At 63.8% G+C, this 17918-nt stretch carries 17 protein-coding genes; 7 read left to right on the forward strand and 10 right to left on the reverse strand.

The features are described from left to right. Positions 1-50: 50 nt before the first annotated feature. From AC1DRP_RS07100 to AC1DRP_RS07120, 5 genes are all read right to left on the reverse strand, one after another. On the reverse strand, positions 51-395 hold the full coding sequence (locus AC1DRP_RS07100; protein ID WP_476768175.1) for a hypothetical protein: 345 nt from the start codon (positions 393-395) through the stop codon (positions 51-53). Positions 396-588: 193 nt separating this feature from the next. Next, a complete protein-coding gene (locus AC1DRP_RS07105; RefSeq protein ID WP_476768176.1) occupies positions 589-1593 on the reverse strand; it encodes an ABC transporter substrate-binding protein in 1005 nt (334 codons plus the stop codon). Between the two features lie 203 nt (positions 1594-1796). Next, a complete protein-coding gene (locus tag AC1DRP_RS07110) occupies positions 1797-1973 on the reverse strand; it encodes a hypothetical protein (RefSeq protein WP_476768177.1) in 177 nt (58 codons plus the stop codon). Between the two features lie 3 nt (positions 1974-1976). After that, a complete protein-coding gene (locus AC1DRP_RS07115) occupies positions 1977-2474 on the reverse strand; it encodes a hypothetical protein (protein ID WP_476768178.1) in 498 nt (165 codons plus the stop codon). Positions 2475-2524: 50 nt separating this feature from the next. Continuing rightward, positions 2525-2839: a hypothetical protein gene (locus tag AC1DRP_RS07120; RefSeq protein ID WP_476768179.1), complete on the reverse strand. Its 315-nt coding sequence runs from the start codon at positions 2837-2839 to the stop codon at positions 2525-2527. 326 nt (positions 2840-3165) lie between these two features. On the opposite strand from AC1DRP_RS07120, the gene AC1DRP_RS07125 reads away from it, so the two are divergent. The 3 genes from AC1DRP_RS07125 to AC1DRP_RS07135 all read left to right on the forward strand — a co-directional run bounded on the left by AC1DRP_RS07125 (position 3166) and on the right by AC1DRP_RS07135 (position 4316). Then, a complete protein-coding gene (locus tag AC1DRP_RS07125) occupies positions 3166-3411 on the forward strand; it encodes a hypothetical protein (RefSeq protein WP_476768180.1) in 246 nt (81 codons plus the stop codon). A gap of 117 nt (positions 3412-3528) precedes the next feature. Then, positions 3529-4011 carry a hypothetical protein gene (locus AC1DRP_RS07130; protein ID WP_476768181.1) on the forward strand — a complete coding sequence of 161 codons (483 nt, stop codon included), beginning with the start codon at positions 3529-3531 and terminating at the stop codon, positions 4009-4011. Further along, entirely contained in the window at positions 4008-4316 is a 309-nt protein-coding gene (locus AC1DRP_RS07135) for a hypothetical protein (RefSeq protein ID WP_476768182.1), read from the forward strand. Before AC1DRP_RS07130 ends, AC1DRP_RS07135 begins: the two co-directional genes overlap by 4 nt. A 246-nt stretch (positions 4317-4562) precedes the next feature. On the opposite strand, the gene AC1DRP_RS07140 is transcribed toward AC1DRP_RS07135, so the two are convergent. Next, positions 4563-8282: a hypothetical protein gene (locus AC1DRP_RS07140; RefSeq protein ID WP_476768183.1), complete on the reverse strand. Its 3720-nt coding sequence runs from the start codon at positions 8280-8282 to the stop codon at positions 4563-4565. A 220-nt stretch (positions 8283-8502) separates the two neighbouring features. Further along, the gene (locus AC1DRP_RS07145; protein WP_476768184.1) at positions 8503-8646 is read right to left on the reverse strand and encodes a hypothetical protein; all 144 of its coding nucleotides are present in this window, start codon (positions 8644-8646) and stop codon (positions 8503-8505) included. A gap of 182 nt (positions 8647-8828) precedes the next feature. On the opposite strand from AC1DRP_RS07145, the gene AC1DRP_RS07150 reads away from it, so the two are divergent. Continuing rightward, positions 8829-10052: a reverse transcriptase domain-containing protein gene (locus tag AC1DRP_RS07150; RefSeq protein WP_476768185.1), complete on the forward strand. Its 1224-nt coding sequence runs from the start codon at positions 8829-8831 to the stop codon at positions 10050-10052. 30 nt (positions 10053-10082) lie between these two features. Here the strand turns inward: AC1DRP_RS07150 and AC1DRP_RS07155 are convergent, their stop codons facing one another. After that, positions 10083-10661: a hypothetical protein gene (locus tag AC1DRP_RS07155; protein ID WP_476768186.1), complete on the reverse strand. Its 579-nt coding sequence runs from the start codon at positions 10659-10661 to the stop codon at positions 10083-10085. 514 nt (positions 10662-11175) lie between these two features. Between AC1DRP_RS07155 and AC1DRP_RS07160 the strand changes: the two genes are divergently transcribed. The 3 genes from AC1DRP_RS07160 to AC1DRP_RS07170 are packed head-to-tail and all read left to right on the forward strand — an operon-like array spanning position 11176 to position 15823. Then, positions 11176-13998: a xanthine dehydrogenase family protein molybdopterin-binding subunit gene (locus AC1DRP_RS07160; protein WP_476768187.1), complete on the forward strand. Its 2823-nt coding sequence runs from the start codon at positions 11176-11178 to the stop codon at positions 13996-13998. Further along, a complete protein-coding gene (locus AC1DRP_RS07165) occupies positions 13995-14540 on the forward strand; it encodes a (2Fe-2S)-binding protein (RefSeq protein WP_476768188.1) in 546 nt (181 codons plus the stop codon). The genes AC1DRP_RS07160 and AC1DRP_RS07165 overlap by 4 nt, the downstream gene beginning before the upstream one ends. Positions 14541-14545: 5 nt before the next feature. Then, positions 14546-15823 (forward strand): c-type cytochrome, encoded by a 1278-nt coding sequence (locus tag AC1DRP_RS07170; protein ID WP_476768189.1) that lies wholly within the window; start codon positions 14546-14548, stop codon positions 15821-15823. 67 nt (positions 15824-15890) lie between these two features. Here the strand turns inward: AC1DRP_RS07170 and AC1DRP_RS07175 are convergent, their stop codons facing one another. Both AC1DRP_RS07175 and AC1DRP_RS07180 read right to left on the reverse strand, forming a co-directional pair. Continuing rightward, a complete protein-coding gene (locus tag AC1DRP_RS07175) occupies positions 15891-16541 on the reverse strand; it encodes a TetR/AcrR family transcriptional regulator (protein ID WP_476768190.1) in 651 nt (216 codons plus the stop codon). A gap of 5 nt (positions 16542-16546) precedes the next feature. Beyond that, on the reverse strand, positions 16547-17918 hold a 1372-nt coding region (locus AC1DRP_RS07180), incomplete at its 5' end, for an efflux RND transporter permease subunit (protein WP_476768191.1).

Here is a 17918-nt window from a genome sequence, read left to right on the forward strand (position 1 = left end):
GCAGCGGGCCCTGTCCGCGGGGCAGGGGGGCAGCCGCCCTCCGCTCCGCCTCAGAAGCAGGTGAAGGTATAGGTTTTCTGGGTCTGCAGCAGGCGGTCGGTCAGGCCGCCCGGCGGATCGGAATTGTCGTTGAAGTCGAAACCGTATGGACAGATCGTCGACGCATAGCGGTTCGCGAAGGAATCCATGCGCAGCACCACCGAGGCGCGCGGCTCGTCGAATTCGCGCTTGGTATGGATCTTCAGGAGATGGCTGTAGAGGCCGAGCTTCTCGACCGAGTACTTGATCGGCCCGGTCGGGGCATTGATGCCGTCGGGAATATCGATCAGCACGGAATTGGCGCAGCCCGACAGGGCCGCCCCCAGCGCCAGCGCGAGCAAGGCCTGACTTCTCATGGCGACTCAAGCCCCCGCGACCCGACAGCGACAAGCTCAGCATAGTCCGGTGCAACTGTCGATTTTCAAAGCGGCTTCAGGGGATATACGACGCGGCCCTTGATACGGCCGGGAGCCGTTGCAGTCTTGCCACGCGCATCGGCACGTGCCCGCTTCGGGTCGGCCTCACCTGCGTGGCAGCCTCGCTGCGAGATCAGTCGATGATTTCGTCGGCCAGGGCGATCAAGGCATCGGGTATGATCAGACCGATCTGCCTTGCCGTCCTGAGGTTGAGCACGAGTTCGAACTCGGAGGATCGTTCAACCGGCAGCTCGGAGGGCTTGGCTCCCTTGAGGATGCGAGCGGCATAATAGGCCAGCCTCTTGAAGCTCTCCTCGAGGCGAGGACCGAAGGTCAGGAGCCCGCCACTGCGGGCAAACGTGCTCCAGCCGGATAGGGCCGGGATCCGGTGCGCCGAGGCGAACGCGGCAATCTGCTTCTGGCTCTGCAGCATGACGCTGTCAGGCAGCACCACGAGCGCGTCCGGCGGATGCCCGGCGAGGCTTGCAAGCAGGTCGCCGACCTCCTGGACATTGCGCGTCGGAACCCACCGAAGCTCCATCCCGAGCTGGCGTGCCATGGCCTGGGACGCGGCGATTTCGAGCGCGGCGCCGGGATGGACGGGGTCGCCCATCAGGACGACACTCCTGGCCTGTGGCGCAGCCATCCGCAGCAGATCGAGCCGCTTCTCGTTCAACTCGATCGCCATGAAGCTGACACCGGTCAGGTTCCGGCTCGGGCGGGCCAGGCTGTCGGTGAGTTCAGCCGCGACGGGGTCGCCGCTGAAGCCATAGACGACGGGGATCTCGGTCAGCCCCCGCAGGCCGAAAATGGCCGTGCCTTGAGCGATGATCACATCGGGCCTGAGGCCGATGAGCTCGTCGACGACGGCCGACAGCCGTTCCGGATTCCCGTCGGCCGAGTGCGCGAGGACTTCGATATTCCGGCCCTCGATATAGCCTTCGGCCGCGAGGCCGCTTCGGAAGGCGCCAAGATAGCTCTCGACCTGAGCCAGCGGAAACAGGGAAATCCAGCCGATCCGGGCGGGCTTGCGCCCCGTTTGCGCATGGGCGGAATTGCCGGGAAGAACGAGGCTGACCAACAGAACAAGGCCGGCCAGGAGGACGGGGCTGAAAGCGAGACGCCAGCTTGGCTTCATCGGTCACTCCACAGAGCCCCGTCGGCGCCGCGCCCGCCAGGTCTCGGACTTGAACAGAGGAAGGCCACTCGTCGAATGATATGCCGGACACCGGCGGCTCCCCATCATACGCCTCGACGCGCCGTTGGGTAGCAAGCTCTGCCGGCTCTGAGGCTGCGGCAGGGCGCGGGGATAGCCGGGAGGATTGCGCTATCGCGCGGCGCTCATTCACCCGCGTCGCGATAGCGCTGGTCGAACCGCCGCTCGTCGCTGTGCTGCGACCAGTCCTCGTCGGGGATCGGCTTCCAGAACAGCACGCGGATGAACAGCATCAGCAGCGCCCCCAGGAGGATCAGGGCGACCAGCGCGGCGATCAGATATTCCAGGATGGTCGGTGCCATCGGTCAGCCTCCAAGCGGCAGAGCGTGGGGGATGTCGGCGCGGAACGGCACGGGCAGGCCGGCGGCCTGCGCATTCGCACCCGTCATGGTGATGATCCGGAACGGCCCGCCGGCGGCGAGCCGCGTCGCCTCCGAGCAGGCGAGGGCGCCAAGGCGCGCGATCTGCTGCTGGTCGAAGCCGGCGCCGCGCAGCGCCGCATCAGCGCATTCGCCCTGGTCGCCGGTGATCTCGATGATCGCGAGCGCCATCCTGCGGATGCTGTTTGTGTCCGCGAGCGAACGGGCCTGCGCCCAGTTGCTGCGGAGATCCTCCAGCGCCTCGGCAAAACTTGGCCCACGGCCATGGATGCAGTGGCCGGCAGCGATCCCCTCGGGGTAGAGCACGCCGCGCACGGCCGATTCATCCGGGTGCTCGGTGCTGACCGAGAGATCGGCCCAGGCCGCAGGCCCGGCTTCCCCCGCAATGGTGCGTAAAGCGCTCCTGATGGCGATCGGCGTCATCTGCGAATCCTCTGGGGGAAGGGCTGGAAGGCTCGTCATCGCCATGGCGCTCACTCCGCGGCCTCAAGGCGCCGGGCGCGGGTGAAATCGGCGTAAGCTGCGGCGCGGGCATCGGGGCTCGTCGCCTCGATCATCGCCTCATGCAGCTGGCTGAATTTTCGTAGCGCCTGGATCGCGATCCATTCCTGCGCCATGCCCCAGCGCCAGTCCTCGGCTCGGACAGTCTTGCCGTCGCTGGTCATCGCCTGGAGATCGAAGAAGGTGGCGTCCGCGTCGGTGCCGATGACCAGCTCGTAAAACCCCTCCGACCGGTCGTCATGGCCGAGCTCCAGCGTCTCGATACTCACCGGGAAGCTGCGGGCCATCTCAGGCCCCGACCGGTGCGGCGACGAGGCTGGCGCAGCGCGGCGAGAGATCAGCCGCCAGCCGCCCGATGCGCGCCCCTTCGCCGTCCGTGGTGACCAAATTGATCTCGCTCATCCCCATCATCCCGCTCTCCTCCGGGGAGGGCGCTGCCTGCCCGATGGGCGGCGCGCCTCTCCGTTCGATGTCGAAACGATAACTTAAATTATCGCCATGTCAATAATGAAGGTTATCGAAATCGGCGGGGGGCGAGCCGTCGAAACCGACTCGACTTGTCCTCCGCCCTCTGGCTTAAATGAGAACGAAACAGGAACGAAAGGGATGTGTGATGAGCCTGGCCTATTCGGGAAGTGGTGAGCGGCCCGAACTGTCTTACGTCGCGTCGCTGGACATCCAATGCGAGGATTGCGGGCGCACGAAGCGGATGTGGCCGGGCGCAATCCAGGAGGTGATCGGGCAGGGGACGCGCACCCTGATGGGCCTGCACAGCCGGCTCTCCTGCTCGGTCTGCCGCGAGCGCGGCGGGCTCGGCAAGAACATCACCCTCGTGCCGATCTTCAGGAGGAGCGCATGACTATTCCAGCGAACCGACTGCAGGCCGTCCAGAAGCGGAACATGGCCGGCGGCGCCCTGGCGCGCCCTACAACAGGATCGTTAGATACTGTTGTATGTGATTGTGATTGTGATTGGCATGCCTGCAGCATCTGCCGCGGCAATGCCCCAGCACATGCTGCAGCATGTGCCCCGGCATATGCCGCAGCTATGCTGCAGCATCCCGCCGATCGATCAGACCCCCGTCGCGTTCGCGCCGTTCTTCGGGGGCTTCGTGCCCGAGACGATCGGCCTGTCCGGCGAGGCGCGAAACGCCATCCGTGAGTGCATCCAGAACAGCGTCAGTCCCGCGGGCGGGGATGCCAGCGGAGGGCTGAAGACGCCGCCGGCACTGGCGCGGCTGCTGGAGATCAGAGCGGCGGCGAGGGCGTTGCTGGACATCCGATGCGAGGATGGCGGGCGCGCGAAGCGGATGTGGCCGGGCGCGAGCCAGGAGGGGATCGGGCAGGGGACGCGCACCCTGATGCGCCCCGACAATCGGCTCTCCTGCTCGGTCTGCCGCGAGCGCGGCGGGCTCGGCAAGACCATCACCCTCGTGCCGACCTTCAGGTGGAGCGCATGAACCGCCATTGGACCGACGGGCTCGAGCAAGCCACGCAGTTCGTCATCTTCCCGCCGCTCGGCCGCGAGGCGGAGTTCGGCGCGGCCAAGCCTCGCCTGCTCGCTCATCTCAAGGCCCGCTTCCCCGACTACAGCTTCGGCCTCACCGCGGTCGCCATGGACGACGAGATCAGCATCCTGCCGGTCTGCGGAACCGTAGGCGACGATGCGAGCGGCAGGCTGAAGAAGCCGCCGGCGATGGCGAGGATGCTGGAGATCAAGGCGGCGGTGGGGGCGTTCGATCCGGGGCGAGCGGGGCTGAGTTAGGGGGAGGGCAATGGGAAGTTCGATTTGAGACTCTTGAGGAACGGTGTCTGGGTGCCGGAGTTGGCCCTTCGCTGACGCGGCACATGTCCGCTTTCGGCAAACTCACCATCGCAGGTGGGCCTGCCGATATGGGGCCGAGATCGGACTGGCAGGTTAGGGGGCTCCTGCCAGACGGGAGAGAGGCTTGCAATAGAGCTACCTGATGCCCGCCGCATGGCCTTGCAGCGCGCAAGCTGTCGCGCGGCATTACGTCTGTGCGGGGCTTTCAAGAGCCGATTCCAGCTGCGCAAGGGTGAACAGTTTGACGTCGTGGCCTATCCGCTCGGCTGCAAAGCTCATCGGGACGGTGTGCGCGAAGACCAGAGCGCCATCGATCTTCGCCTCAAGCAGTTGAAGATGGGATTGAAACGCGGTCGCGTTCTCTCGTGCGAGCTCCATCCGTTTAAGATGCTTACGAAGAAGGTCCGGGCGTCCCTTTTCGTCCGTTTTGCCCCGAAATTTGTAGAGTTGCTTGGCAATTTCACTGGAAGTCTTGGCGAATTGGAGGTCCTTGCATTCGAGGAGCATGACACGTCCGTCAGAATGCCACGCAAGTACATCAATATCGCCGGGATCTTCGGATAGCTTGCGGCCAAGAATATGAGGGAACTTTGCGCTTCGTTTTGCCTGCCATCCGAGTTGCTTTAAGCGCGTAACGACACGTTCTTCAAACTCCGCTGCTTCCTTCGCAACGATGTACTCTCTCCAGCTTCGCATCTCTTTTGATGCAATCGAACTGAGATCATACTGGCCGTAGTAAAAATTATGAAGCTGAATACGAAAAGCGTCCCGGATCATGCCGGGCGCAATCACGACATCTGAACTAGGGGACGGTTCGAGCCGAAGAATGGGACGCTGTGCGACAGACAAACGCCGCCTGAACCGCCACGGCTGCCGATCCTGATCGGTGTAGGGCGGCGGGACGTTCTTCCAGCCGTCTCGCGGCAGAAATTCGAGCGAGGCAATAAACTGCTCGGCGCAATCGACGGACTTGGAGAGGTATTGAAGCAATGCCGGTCTGGGCAATACCTCCGATGCCTTCCCGGTCTTGAACAGTCGATTTTCCAGCGCTTCAAGCGCCGTGCGAAAGTTCCCGAGCGAAATGCCCATTTCCGCTTCCCACGCGGTGGCGAAGCGGGCGTCAGTTCGACTGGTCGCCTGTTCTTCGGTGAGTGGTTCGGGATTATGCAGTAATTCCGAATAGTCGCGGCGGCTTCTGTCGATCTGCCCGGTAACAAAGGACTCTCCCACAGGTGTCACGATGGCCTCGAAGAACGACACATCAATCTGCACCTCACCGGCCGGCGAGATGCGTATTTCGGGGCGCATGCCTTCGTAACGGATGGCATCGGAGTAACCGCCGAGATGATGGATCATCATCGCCAGGGCCATCAGATTGGATAGGTCGAAATCTGCAACCTCAAAGCCGGCACCTACCGGGCATTCGCACAATGCCGCCTCTAGAATAATCCGGCTCGCTAAACCGGTGGCGTTGGCCTTTTGAATGCTCTTGGAGACTTCTTCGTGGGCTTCCTGAGGGTTGGCCGAAAGGTCAAGAACAGCACTTGAGGTTCGCTCCCACCGTGACTTGCCGATAATCGATGCCTCGTGATTTTCCACCACGCGGCGGATCAGGGCGTGTCTCTCAAACTGCCTGAGATGCCCGCAGAACATCTTCTCCGCGGCAGTAGTGATCGCATTGAGCACCTTAGTGCATTCATCACGTCCGTGAACCGTACCACCGGGCCGGGGAAGCCCATGCCACCCTAATCCMAGCCGCTGGGAGGCATCATCAAACCGACTTATCTCAACGACGTCGTTCGGAACCGAGTCGCGAACATGATCGCGGAAATCCTGCGGCGCGAACGCGTGGAGCTGCCGAGCCTCGGCCGAGGGAACGATCTTGCGCATAAGCGCGTCAACATCGACCGCCTTGCCTTCTACGAGCGTAACAACCTGTTCAAGGAAGACCTCTACCAAGGTGACTTCAGAGATGTTGTCGGGATGGGAAAGCCCGTGGAAGAACGGCAACCCTATTTCCGTGGCAACAACGCGTGCGCCCTGATCGCAGGATGCCCTGATGGCTGTCTTCAGTTCTTCCACGGGCGGTGGATTGAGCTCTTCCGGTCGGATAGCGGGCCATGCAGGCGTGACGATTTTCCAGGTCAGAAAATCCGGGAGGCTCGGCACGTGCTCCACCAATATAGGGGCAAGGCGCTCCATCCAGACCATCTGCATTTCAAAGACGGGGTAGAGGTCGGAGCGTTCTTCCAAGGGTACGGTTTCAAGCCACCATGTTCGGCTACCCGACCTCCACACTCCACGATAGCGGAGTGATCGAGCATCGAGATGCGAGACATAAACCCGCTGCGTATTCTGCGGCGAACGCTTGCCCCCATCCTTACGGCGGACAACGAGCACCTTGCCTGCCGGATCGCCTACCGCGTGCTTGTCGAAGCGGGCATGGTGCTCGGCCCTGAGCCGCAGATGTGCGTTGGTGGGCACCATGAGGGTGRCACCATCAGCGCCATCCGGCATGGCTTCATGGGGCACCACATGGCCATTGTTCTCGTAGGCAAAGCCGATACGAGCCAGAAGCCCGTTGATCGCCATCAATGGAAAACCCATATGCCCCGCGGCGCCTTCGGCAAGAAGGAACTTGAGCAGTTCGGCGATATTGAAGTCGTGGCGCCAGCCCAACACATCGAGATCATAGCTGCTTATGCCTTCGGCCAGCCAATGTGCGGGACGGGTAAATTCGACCATTTGCGCCCTGCCGAAGCCGCAAAGGACGATGAGCGAAATTCCGAGTTTGAATCCGGGCTGGGCTTTGGTGTCTGCAGCAGCGGCATCTATGGCCTGCTGTAGTTCAGCCCTCATCTTGTCGCTAGATGAGCTGGGCCTACTGAAGCCTGTCTCATTGAATCCGGTGAAGTCATCGGTCAGAAGGACGAGATGGAACCACAAGCCTGGCTGAAACTCGACCGGCTTGGAGGGAACCACATTGGAATCCCGTTTCATCTCCGTGGGAGGGATGCCGATACGCGAAATAGCGGGGTTCAAAGCAAGTTCTTCGGTTTGGGCAATAAGCAGGCCAGTCCACAAGGCGAAGCCTGCCCCGGCGCCGTGACAGGCCTCAATCACTGCTCGCCGTATGGCCGTTCCTATGGCCGATGGCAGCGCAACAACGATCTCATCCTGAAAATCGATCAACGGCTGCCTCTCCAGCCAGCTATCGCCATATCCTCCAAAACCTACATTGCGCTGTGACGGTGGTAAGCAAAACCGACCAAGCGACCGGCGATTTATGCCAGTACGCACCAGGTCGTCATGCGAAAAGGTCACACGCGCAGCCAGCGTCTTGAGCGTCGGAAGGTCACTAACCGGCAACGCATCGAGACCATATTCGCCACCGCGGCAAAAGGCCTCCAACCCTGAGCGAGCACAGACGAGGTCGGACAGCGTAAGCATCGCGCGGCAAGACTGTTTAAGCGCGGCATAGACGCCACGGTCGGGCATGTTCTCGACGGCCGTGAGCATATGCTGCAAGTGATGGCAGTTTGCTTCTGCCAATCCCTCAAGCACGCGGTAATTACGTCCCTCGACATGCACGCTGCCAACGAACACATCCTCAGCCGGATCCTCCATGTGCGCGAAGGCTTGCCCCACCTGCTTAAACCAGCGGGCGGCATCCTGCTTGCTCGCCTTCTTCTTTCCAGAAGCGCTGGCGATAATCAGGTGCGCAATTGCCTCAAGTCTGACCGTGTTCGCCTGAAGTTTTGGAACCGTAAGCAGACCGCCTGCAGCGGCAACGCTGACCCGCAAATCATACGGGTGAAAAACCGACCCGAGACTCTCTGCCTTCGACCCTATCAATTCGGTCAGCATCTGTTGGGTCGCGAATAAGTTGTCGGGAATCTCGTGCATGCTACAGGTCTAGCCGGACCGCAGGCCATCAACAACAAACTGCTTTGCTGATAGCATCGATCAGCTACTCGGAGCGGTCGGCTGTCTAGAGAGGAAGCCGCTTTCAGCGCCGATCTGATCTCTGCAGCGGCCGACGCTCGTTGTTCGAGTAAACGCAACTCGCAGGCCCCTGCGTAAGGGAAAAGTGGGAAGAGGCCGCGAGATGCCCTTGCGGAACAGGCTAGCGACCTCCATCTCTGCCGGGCCGCCGGAATTGGCCGTCGGTACGGTCGTTGAAACTGTCAACCTCATACAGGCCCGCATCGACGATGCCGACGAGCGTCAGCATCATCGCCGCGATCTGTATCGACGAGACTTCGAGCATCGCTCGGACCTCCACGACTACACTATACTGCCTAGCGTTATTTGACCCGCGTTGGGGGACACCTGGTCTGACGAGAACGGGAAGATGCTGACGGATTGAGGCGTGCGTCTGGGGAGCGTCCGGCCAAAACCGGGGCTCTGGGTCGGAGCTAGCTCCCCGGACTCTGCTAGAATGGGATTGCGATGCGGCCGGCCTGGTTCAGCAAGCGCGGATACAAGCATTTCGACGCGCCGGTAGGCGAAGCCTATGCCAAGAACCTTGAGGCTGGAGCCTGTATCAAGCGGCACGCCTGGTCGCCGCTCATACATTATGAAAAACGGGTCAAGCGCTACAAGCGCGATGACGGCAAGACGGTCTACAAGCCCAGGCCGATCATGTACGCGTCCCACCGCGACGCCTGCATCCTGTCGAAATACGCTGCGGACCTGACCCAGCGGCTTGATGATTTCTACCACCGCGAAGGCCTGACGGACCACGTCATCGGCTATCGCCGCCTTGGCAAGTCGAACTACGATTTCGCCGCCGCCGCCGCTCGTTTTGCGAAGGCCAATGCCTCCTGTATCGTGCTGTGCTTCGATGTCTCGGGCTTCTTCGACAATCTCGACCACCGCCTGCTCAAGGAGCAGTTGAAGCGACTGCTCGGCAGCGCTGAGCTGAGCCAGGATTGGTATGGCGTATTTCGGCACGTGACACGCTTCCGCTACGTTAGTCGCGCGGCCCTCGCGGCCAATCCGGACATCGGGCCGCGACTGAGGTCGCGCAAGCCCGAACCCGTCGCCTCGATCGCCGAGGTGAAGGCCGCTGGCATTGCGATCACCTCGAATCCAAACGCCTTCGGCATCCCGCAGGGCACGCCGATCAGCAGCGTGTTCTCGAACCTCTACATGGTCGATGTCGACCGGGCCATGGCGTTCCTTTGCCGTGACAATGATGCGCTGTACCAGCGCTACTCCGACGACATCCTCGTGATCTGCAAGCCCGAGTGCGAGGCGATGATCCAGTACGCCCTGACTGACGCCATCAAGGCCGTGAAGCTGGAGATCAACAGCACGAAGACCGAGCGGGCCGCATTCGATGCCAGCGGCACGGCGTGCTTCCAGTATCTCGGATTCAATGTCACCGAGAAGGGAGCATCGATCCGGCCGAGCTCATTCGCGCGGCAATTCCGCAAGTTGAAATACAGCGTCAAGAAGACCCGTCTGCTCGGCGAGCAGGCGATTGCCGATGGGCGTGCCGATAAGATTTACACGAAACGATTGAGGCGCCGGTTCTATCCTGTCGGTGTAAGGAACTTCTCCGCCTATGGCCGCAGGGCGGAGAAAGCCTTCGGCGCGGGCGACATCGTGCGGCAGATACGCCGGCTGGAACGCCGTGCCGATCGGGCCATACGCGATCTTAATCCATGAACCTACGCATAATCGGCGACCATACGATCACTATAGCGCTTCACTTTGTTCGCGATCGTTGAAGAGCGACGTCCCAACGCAATAGCGCTGGTAGAGAATGATGGTCACGACCTGCGCTAGGATGCGCCGGTGCCCTTCTTCCATGTTGTCGAAATGCATCTGGCCGAAGTCGAGCGCGGCATGAACGCGTCCGGTCGCGGCACTGACAAGTCGGGCTTCATGCAGATCGGCCGATGCCGCCTGCTCCAATAACGACGCGTAGTCAGCGACTATCCAGCGGTTGCCTTTCTTTTGCTGAGGCCACTTGGTTGCTCCCAGATAGGCCTCGATCAGCGCGTCTTCGTCCTCATGGTAGCGAGTGGGTCGCACAGCTCCTGCGATCTCGTCGATGAAGAGGTTGAGATCAGCCGCGAAACTGTCTTCCTCCGAGACGCAGCGCAGGCCGTCGCGGTCCCACACGACCTCCCAGGACGAGGCGATATGGTCCAGTGGACGCAGGCACAGATAGTCCAGCGCATCGGACCGGGCGAAGAATCCGCGAACGGCATCCGCACTATGAATGAGCGGGGTGCGCAAAGCGTTTCCCCTCCTGCCGCCTAGTTTCGCCATGTCCGCCTCAGTTCGTGATTGACCACCGCTCGGCCGGAATGCCGGCACCACCCACCGTGCAAAACGCTAGATAGTGGATAGCCGCGCTCCTCTAAGGCCTCAGACAGACGCCCATAGCGAATGCCGTCAAGCATCCGCTTTCCGGCGGGCGTCGAATGTCGGCAAGTGGCGCGAAGCTGCAGCCAGCGTTCGCGCCTCCGAAAGGGCTGCGCCGCTATTCCCGGAGCCGGAACGACGGTCTTGGGGGCTGCCAGGCGCCGGTTTCATCCACCGGAACTTGAAAGGGGCTGCGTGATCGTTCGCCCTGCAGCGGTCGGCGCCGGCCAAAGTCTCCGCCGACGAATGCGGTTATCGCGCCAGACGCGCGCGCGAGCGCGGCCCGCCGACTCCCGATCAGTAAAACATCCCCCATCCTTGAAACCAGACCAATTCGAATATCGATATACGCGCCCGCGCTGTGCCCATATTATCGGCGAGAGAGCAGAGTCGGCTCGTCAGCGAGCGGGGTGTCGGCATGAAGACAGGTCTATCCCGCAGAACCGTCCTCAAGGCCGCAGTGGCCGGCGTCGCCATCCGGATTTCGCTGCTGCCCTCGGCCACCCAGGCGGAGCTGATCGAGACGCCGCCGCATCCCGGAGCCGATTGGCTTGGCCCCGGCGGCAAGCCGAAATACCGGCTCGACGCCATCGCCAAGGTCACCGGCGGCAAGACGTTTACGCGCGATTACCGGGCCCGCGACCTCGAAGGCTGGCCGAAGCAGCAGGCGCATGCCTTCATGCTCCATGCGACGCGGGTCGACCGCGTCTTCGACAGCGTCGATCTCAGCCTGCTCGGCGAAGACCTCCGGCCGGATCGGCTGGTGCTGCACGAGGACCTCGTCGCGGACGGCGTCGCGATCCCGGCGCCCGGCTTCTACGGCGATGTCTTCTTCGTCCCCAAGGGCCAGACCGCACGCCTGCTCGGCCAGCCGGTCGCGCTGCTGATCTATCACGATTTTGCCCGCTATGACGCGGCCAAGCGCAGGCTGCGCTTCAACGACAAGGTCGTGCGCTACGGCACGGAGGGCCCGTCCACCACGCCCGGCCCCTATGGCGCGGCGCGCTATGTCCGGATCGACGGCGGCACGCCCGAGGCCGAGGACCRCTATTCCGCGCTCAAGGACACGACGATCCGCACCGGCTTCAAGGGCGAGGAGCCGCAATGGCCCGCCGCCGGAGACGGGGACGCCATGGCGCGCGGCATGGCCGCGGCGGCCGAGATCGAGCGCGAGATCGCCAATGCCGGTGACGACGTGCTGGTCCTGCGGCGCAGCTTTACCAGCCAGTCGGCCGATGCTTCGGCGATGGAGGCCGATAATGGCAATGTCTGGTACGAGCGTTCGAGCGGCATGCTGCACGCCCTGATCGCCACGCAATCCCCGCACGAGGTCGCCGAGATGGCGGCCCATATGGTCTCGAAGTCGTCGTTCCCGCTGAAGAGCATCGATCTGAAGATCGGCTACACCGTCGGCTACGGCACCAAGGACCACGCGATCTTCCCGTTCTACTGCGTGCTCGCCGGGCTTTACGCCGAGGGCCGGCCGGTCCGGCTCGCCAATGACCGTTACGAGCAGTTCCAGACCGCGCTGAAGCGCCATGCCTTCCAGATGGACAAGGTCATGGTCATCGACCGCAAGACCGGCAAGTTCCGGGCGATGACCGGGCGCTATCGCAATGATGGCGGCGGGCGCGAGAATTTTTCGGTCTCGGTCGGCACGGTCGGCGCGACGGCGGCGCAGTCGATCTATTACCTGCCGAAGAGCGACTTCTCCGCGGCGATCCTGTCGTCGCGCGCCGTCGATGCCGGCTCGATGCGCGGCTACGGCACCTTGCAGACCATGGCGGCGACCGAGATGATGGTCGACGAGGCTGCCGAAGCGCTCGGCCTCGATGCCATGGAGTTCCGGCGGCGCAATGCGCTGAAATCGGGCATGAAGAACTCGCAGGGCGCGATTCCCTCAGGCGCGCTGCGGCATGACGAGATCCTGGCGCGGGCGGAAAAGCACCCGCTCTGGGCCGGCCGGCACCAGCGCAAGGCCGCCTTCGAGGCCGCCAATCCCGGCAAGAAATACGGCGTCGGCTACGGCCATGTGCACAAGGATTACGGCACCGGCGCCGAAGCGGCGCTCTGCGCGCTCGCATTCGACGCGAGCGGCCGCCTTAAGCTCTCGCATGTCGCGCACGAGATCGGCACGGGCGCCACGACCTCGCAGGCGGTGATGGCCGCCGGCATCCTCGGCCGGCAACCCGACGAGACCGAATTCGGCAAGCTGCGCTGGCCGCAGATGCCGCTCGAGACCAGCGACGAGCCCTATACGCTCTCCCAGGAGGAGGAAGACCGGCGCATGGCGAACCCGCGCTGGACGCCGAGTTTCACCTCGCCGATGAGCGCCTCCAACAGCGTCTACTATCTCGGCCATGCGACGCGCGAGGCGGCCCGCGCGCTTGTCGACCTCGCGCTCTGGCCCGCCGCGCGCTCGCTCTGGTCGCGCGGCATCGGCGGCGGCCAGCTGGCGCCCGAAGTGGTGCGCCGCGAGGATCTGCGCATCATCCGCGGCACGGTCAATGCGGCGGCCATGCAGCCTTTGTCCTTTGCCGAGGTCGCGGCCGAGGCGCACCGGCTCGGCCTCGTCACCGGCGTCACCGTGCACAGCTTTAACCGCTGGCAATGGGCCGAAGCGGAGTTCGAACTGCCGGGCACTGGGCGCCGCCGCTTCGCCATCGATGCGCTGGCGGTGCAATACGGCGAAGGAGCACCAGTCGAGCGCAAGGCCCTGATGACGGAGGGAGGCTGGCACTTCGTCGACCGGGCCTCGGTCTCCTACCCGCCGACGCAGCGCAACAATGCCGGCGTCACCTATTACGCGCCGATGGCGACGCTGGCCGAGATCACCGTCGATACCGGCAGCGGCGAGGTCAGCCTGCTGTCGCATCACTCCATCCTCGAATGCGGCAACCAGATCGTGCCGGAGCTGGTCTCCGGCCAGATCCAGGGCGGGCTCGCCATGGGCATCGGCCACGCCCTGAAGGAGTATCTGCCGCTTTACGAGGACGGGCCGGGCAACGGCACCTGGAACTGGAACCGCTACGAGCTGCCGACATCCAGGGATGTCGCGGTCTGGTCGCAGACGGCCGAAATCCTGCCGCCGCTGTCGGAGACCGATCCGCCCAAGGGCATGGCCGAGGTGGTGATGATCGCGGTCGTGCCGGCGATCGTGAACGCGGTCGCCCACGCCATCGGCAAGCGCTTCTACAGCCTGCCGATCACGCCCGAGAAAATCCGAGAGGCGCTGGCATGACCATCGCGACCCGCACGCTCTCCCTGACCATCAACGACGAGGCCGTCGGTCCCATCGACGTGCCGGAGACGATGATGATGCAGGATTTCCTCTACGAGTATCTCAACCTGACCGGCTCGCGCATGGGCTGCGGCCAGGGCATCTGCCATGCCTGCACCGTGATCGTCGAGAAGGGCGACGGCTCGCTCGAGGAAATGCGCACCTGCATCACCGGCGCCCACTGGTTCACTGGCCGCAAGGTGAGGACKGTGGAGGGGCAGGCCCAGCGCGACGCCACTGGCGCGATCACGCAGCTCTCGCCGGTTCAGCAGGCCTTCATCGAGCATTTCTCCTTCCAATGCGGCTACTGCACCCCCGGCTTCGTCACCGGTGCGACGGTGCTGCTCGACCAGTTGAAGCGCAACCCGGTCCGGCGCGAGGCGCTGGAGCAGGTGATCGGCGAGGCGCTCGACCGGCATATCTGCCGCTGCACCGGCTATGTCCGCTATTTCGAGGCGGTGCGCGATCTCGTCCTCAGGACACCCGGCTTGGTGAAGGCGTAGCGCGCATGGCGAGGAAGCTGCTTCTGGCCGTGCTGACGGTCGCCTTCATCGGTGCGCTCGCGGCGGGAGCCGTCTTCCTCGGCCTGCTGGAGCGCAGCGTCGTGGGCAAGGAGATCGAGCAACCGCTGACGGCGGAGCAGATGAAGGGGCTCGTCAAGCGCGGCGCCTATGTCGCCGTCGCCGCCGATTGCTATGCCTGCCATGTCACCAAGGGCGGCGCGCCCTGGGCCGGCGGGCTGCCCTTCGAGACGCCGTTCGGGACGATCTACTCGACCAATATCTCGCCCGACAAGGAGCACGGCATCGGCGCCTGGACGCGCGCCGAGTTCCACCGCGCGGTGCGCGACGGCGTCGGCAAGAACGGCCATCTGTATCCGGCGATGCCCTACGCCTCCTATCGCAAGCTGACGGCTGGGGATGTCGACGCGGTCTACGCCTTCCTGATGAGCCGCGAGCCGATGAAGGTGGCAAACCGCACCAACCACCTGCCTTTCCCCATGAATATCCGGCAAGGGCTGACCTTCTGGAACCTCGTCAACCTGTCGGGCGACACCAGGACGGAGGTGGCCGGGCGGTCGGAGGCCTGGAACCGCGGCCGCTATCTCACCGACGCGCTCGCCCATTGCGGCGAATGCCATACGCCACGCAACCTGACGATGGGCATGAAGGAGAGCGCCTATCTCCAGGGCTCGGAGCTGGAAGGCATCATAGCGCCCGACATCACCAAGGCCGGGCTGACGCGCATGGGCTTTGATCCGCTGGTCTTCGCAAGCTTCATGAAATCCGGCATCTCGGCGCAGGGCGCCATGACCAACCAGATGTTCGAGGTCGTGCATTTCTCGACGCAATATCTGAGCGCCGACGACCTTGCGGCGATGTCGGCCTATCTGTTCGATCTCGACACACTGCCGGAGCGCGCGACGCCCCCAGTGCCGCCGCAGCCCGTTGCCGTTCCGGCCGAGACGGCAGCATCGGCCCGCGCCACCTATCTCGACGTCTGCGCCAGCTGTCATGGCGTGGACGGGCAGGGCATCCCGCATGTCGTGGTGCCGCTGGCGACCAATGCCTCATTGCGGCTGGCGGATGCGCGCAACCTGAACCGGGTCATCCTGACCGGCATCCCGGCCCAGCGCTTTCCCGGGCTCGAGCGGATGCAGCCCATGCCGGGCTTTGCCGCGCAGCTCAGCGACCAGGAGGTCGCCGACCTCTCCAACTGGCTGCGGGCGAACTGGGGCGGCCAGAAGCCGACCGTAACGGTGGAAGAGGTCCGGCGGCTGCGCTGATCGGCCGGCCGCCTGCGCAATCTGCGGGCGACGCACTGGGCGCTCAGGTCGGCGCGGGCTTCGTTCCTCAGCGCCGGGGCTTGGCCCCGAGCCCCCGCAATGCATAGGCGATGACCTGTTCGATCTCGGGCCTCGCATGCTCCGCGCTCAGCGCCATCATCGTCGGGTGCATGAAGCAGACCATGGTCGTCTTCACACAGGCTGCCCCGGCTGCCGCATCCTCGATGCTGAAATCGCCTGAAGACTGGCCGTCCTCGACGATTGTCCTGATCAGGCCTTCGACGCGCTGGATGTAGCGAAGACAGACGCCCCAGCTTTCAGCCATCGCGTCCTCGACCATGTCGTTCACGCGGCTATTGGTCATGAAATGCCGCTCGCTGAGCTCCGAGAGCGCAAGCAGGAAGGCGGCAAGACGCTCGGGAGGGGACGATTGTCCGGCGGCGATCACCGCGAGCTCGTCGCCGATCTGACCCAGCAGAAGCTCGGCGACGGCCTCGTTGATGGCCCTCTTGCTGTCAAAGAAGCGGTAGACATGTGCCGGGCTCTTACCGAGTTCGGCCGCGATCTCGGCGACCGTGGTCTTCTGGTAGCCAATGGTCGTGAAGAGCCGCCGGGCGACCGCGAGAATCTCCTGCAGCGGCTCGATGCCGTCCTGCCGCCGGCTCGCATTCTCGCTCTGGGCAGTCACGCGCGCCGTGTAACGCGATGGATGTGTCACCAAGGCTACTCCAAGACAGTCGTGAGGTTCGATCGTCGAGCCGGATACGATTCCGGTCCGATGATCTGGTGGGCAACCGAGGTCGCGAAGCTCGGCACAAGCGTGACTGGCTCCGACCCCGCCGGCGCGCCACGCTCATCCAGCGACTTGCGGAACCATAGCGCGTAGAGCGCTGGCAAGAACAGGATCGTGAGAAAGGTCGCGACGAAGAGCCCACCCATGATGGTGACGGCCATCGGGCTCCAAAATGCGCTCGACGACAGCGGGATCATGGCCAGGATCGCCGCAAGCGCCGTCAGCACCACGGGCCGCGCCCGCCTGACCGTCGCGTCGACGATCGCCTCGCGCCGGCTGTGYGATCCCGATGCGACATCGCTCTCGATCTGGTCGACGAGGATGAGCGTATTGCGCATGATCATGCCGGCGAGTGCGATCAGCCCCAGCAGCGCGGTGAAGCCAAAGGGCTGATGGGCGAGATTGAGACTTGCCGATGTCCCGATCAGGCCAAGCGGCGCCGTCATGAAGACCAGGGCCAGGCGGGAAAAGTTCTGCAGCTGGATCATCAACAGGGTCAGCATCGCGAGAAACATGATGGGGAAGAGCACGAACAGCGCGGCGTTCGCCTTCTCCGACTCCTCGACTGCGCCTCCTGTCTCGATGCGATAGCCCGGCTCCAGGTTGTTCTTGATCGACTGCAGGCGCGGCAGGATCTGCGCCGTCACATCCGGCGGCTGGACCCCGTCCACCACGTCGGCGCGCACGGTGATGACGGTGTCGCGGTTGCGCCGCCGCAGGATCGGATCCTCATGGACATAGTCGAGCCTTGCCACCTGGGACAGCGGAACGGCGACGCCGTTGCGGGCGACGATGGTCAGGTCGCCGACACGGCCGAGATCCAGCCTTTCGCTTTCGCCGGCCCGCGCGACCACGGCGACTTGCTCGACGCCGTCGCGAACGGTCGTGACGGTCGCCCCGGAGACGAGGGTCTGCAGCGTCTGCGAGACATCCCGCACGTTCAGCCCAAGGGCACGGGCCCGCTCCTGATCGACCACCAGCCTCACCGAGGGCGACATCTCGTTCCAGTCCAGATGCGGGTTGACCGCGTTCCTGTTGGTGCGAACGGCGTCGCGGACCTGGTAGGAGATCTCGCGCACCTTCATCGGGTCCGGGCCGATCACGCGGAACTGGACGGGAAAGCCGACAGGCGGTCCGAAGGAGAAGCGGTCGACGCGCGCGCGCGCCTGGGTCAAGGCGCCGGCGCCGATCGCGGCATCGAGGCGCGACTTGACGCGCTCTCGGCCCTCGATCGACTTCGTCAGGATCACGATCTCGGCGAAGGCCTCGTTCGGCAGCGTCGGATTCAGGCCGAGCCAGAAC

This window comes from Allobosea sp. 01N443 (assembly GCF_056399325.1).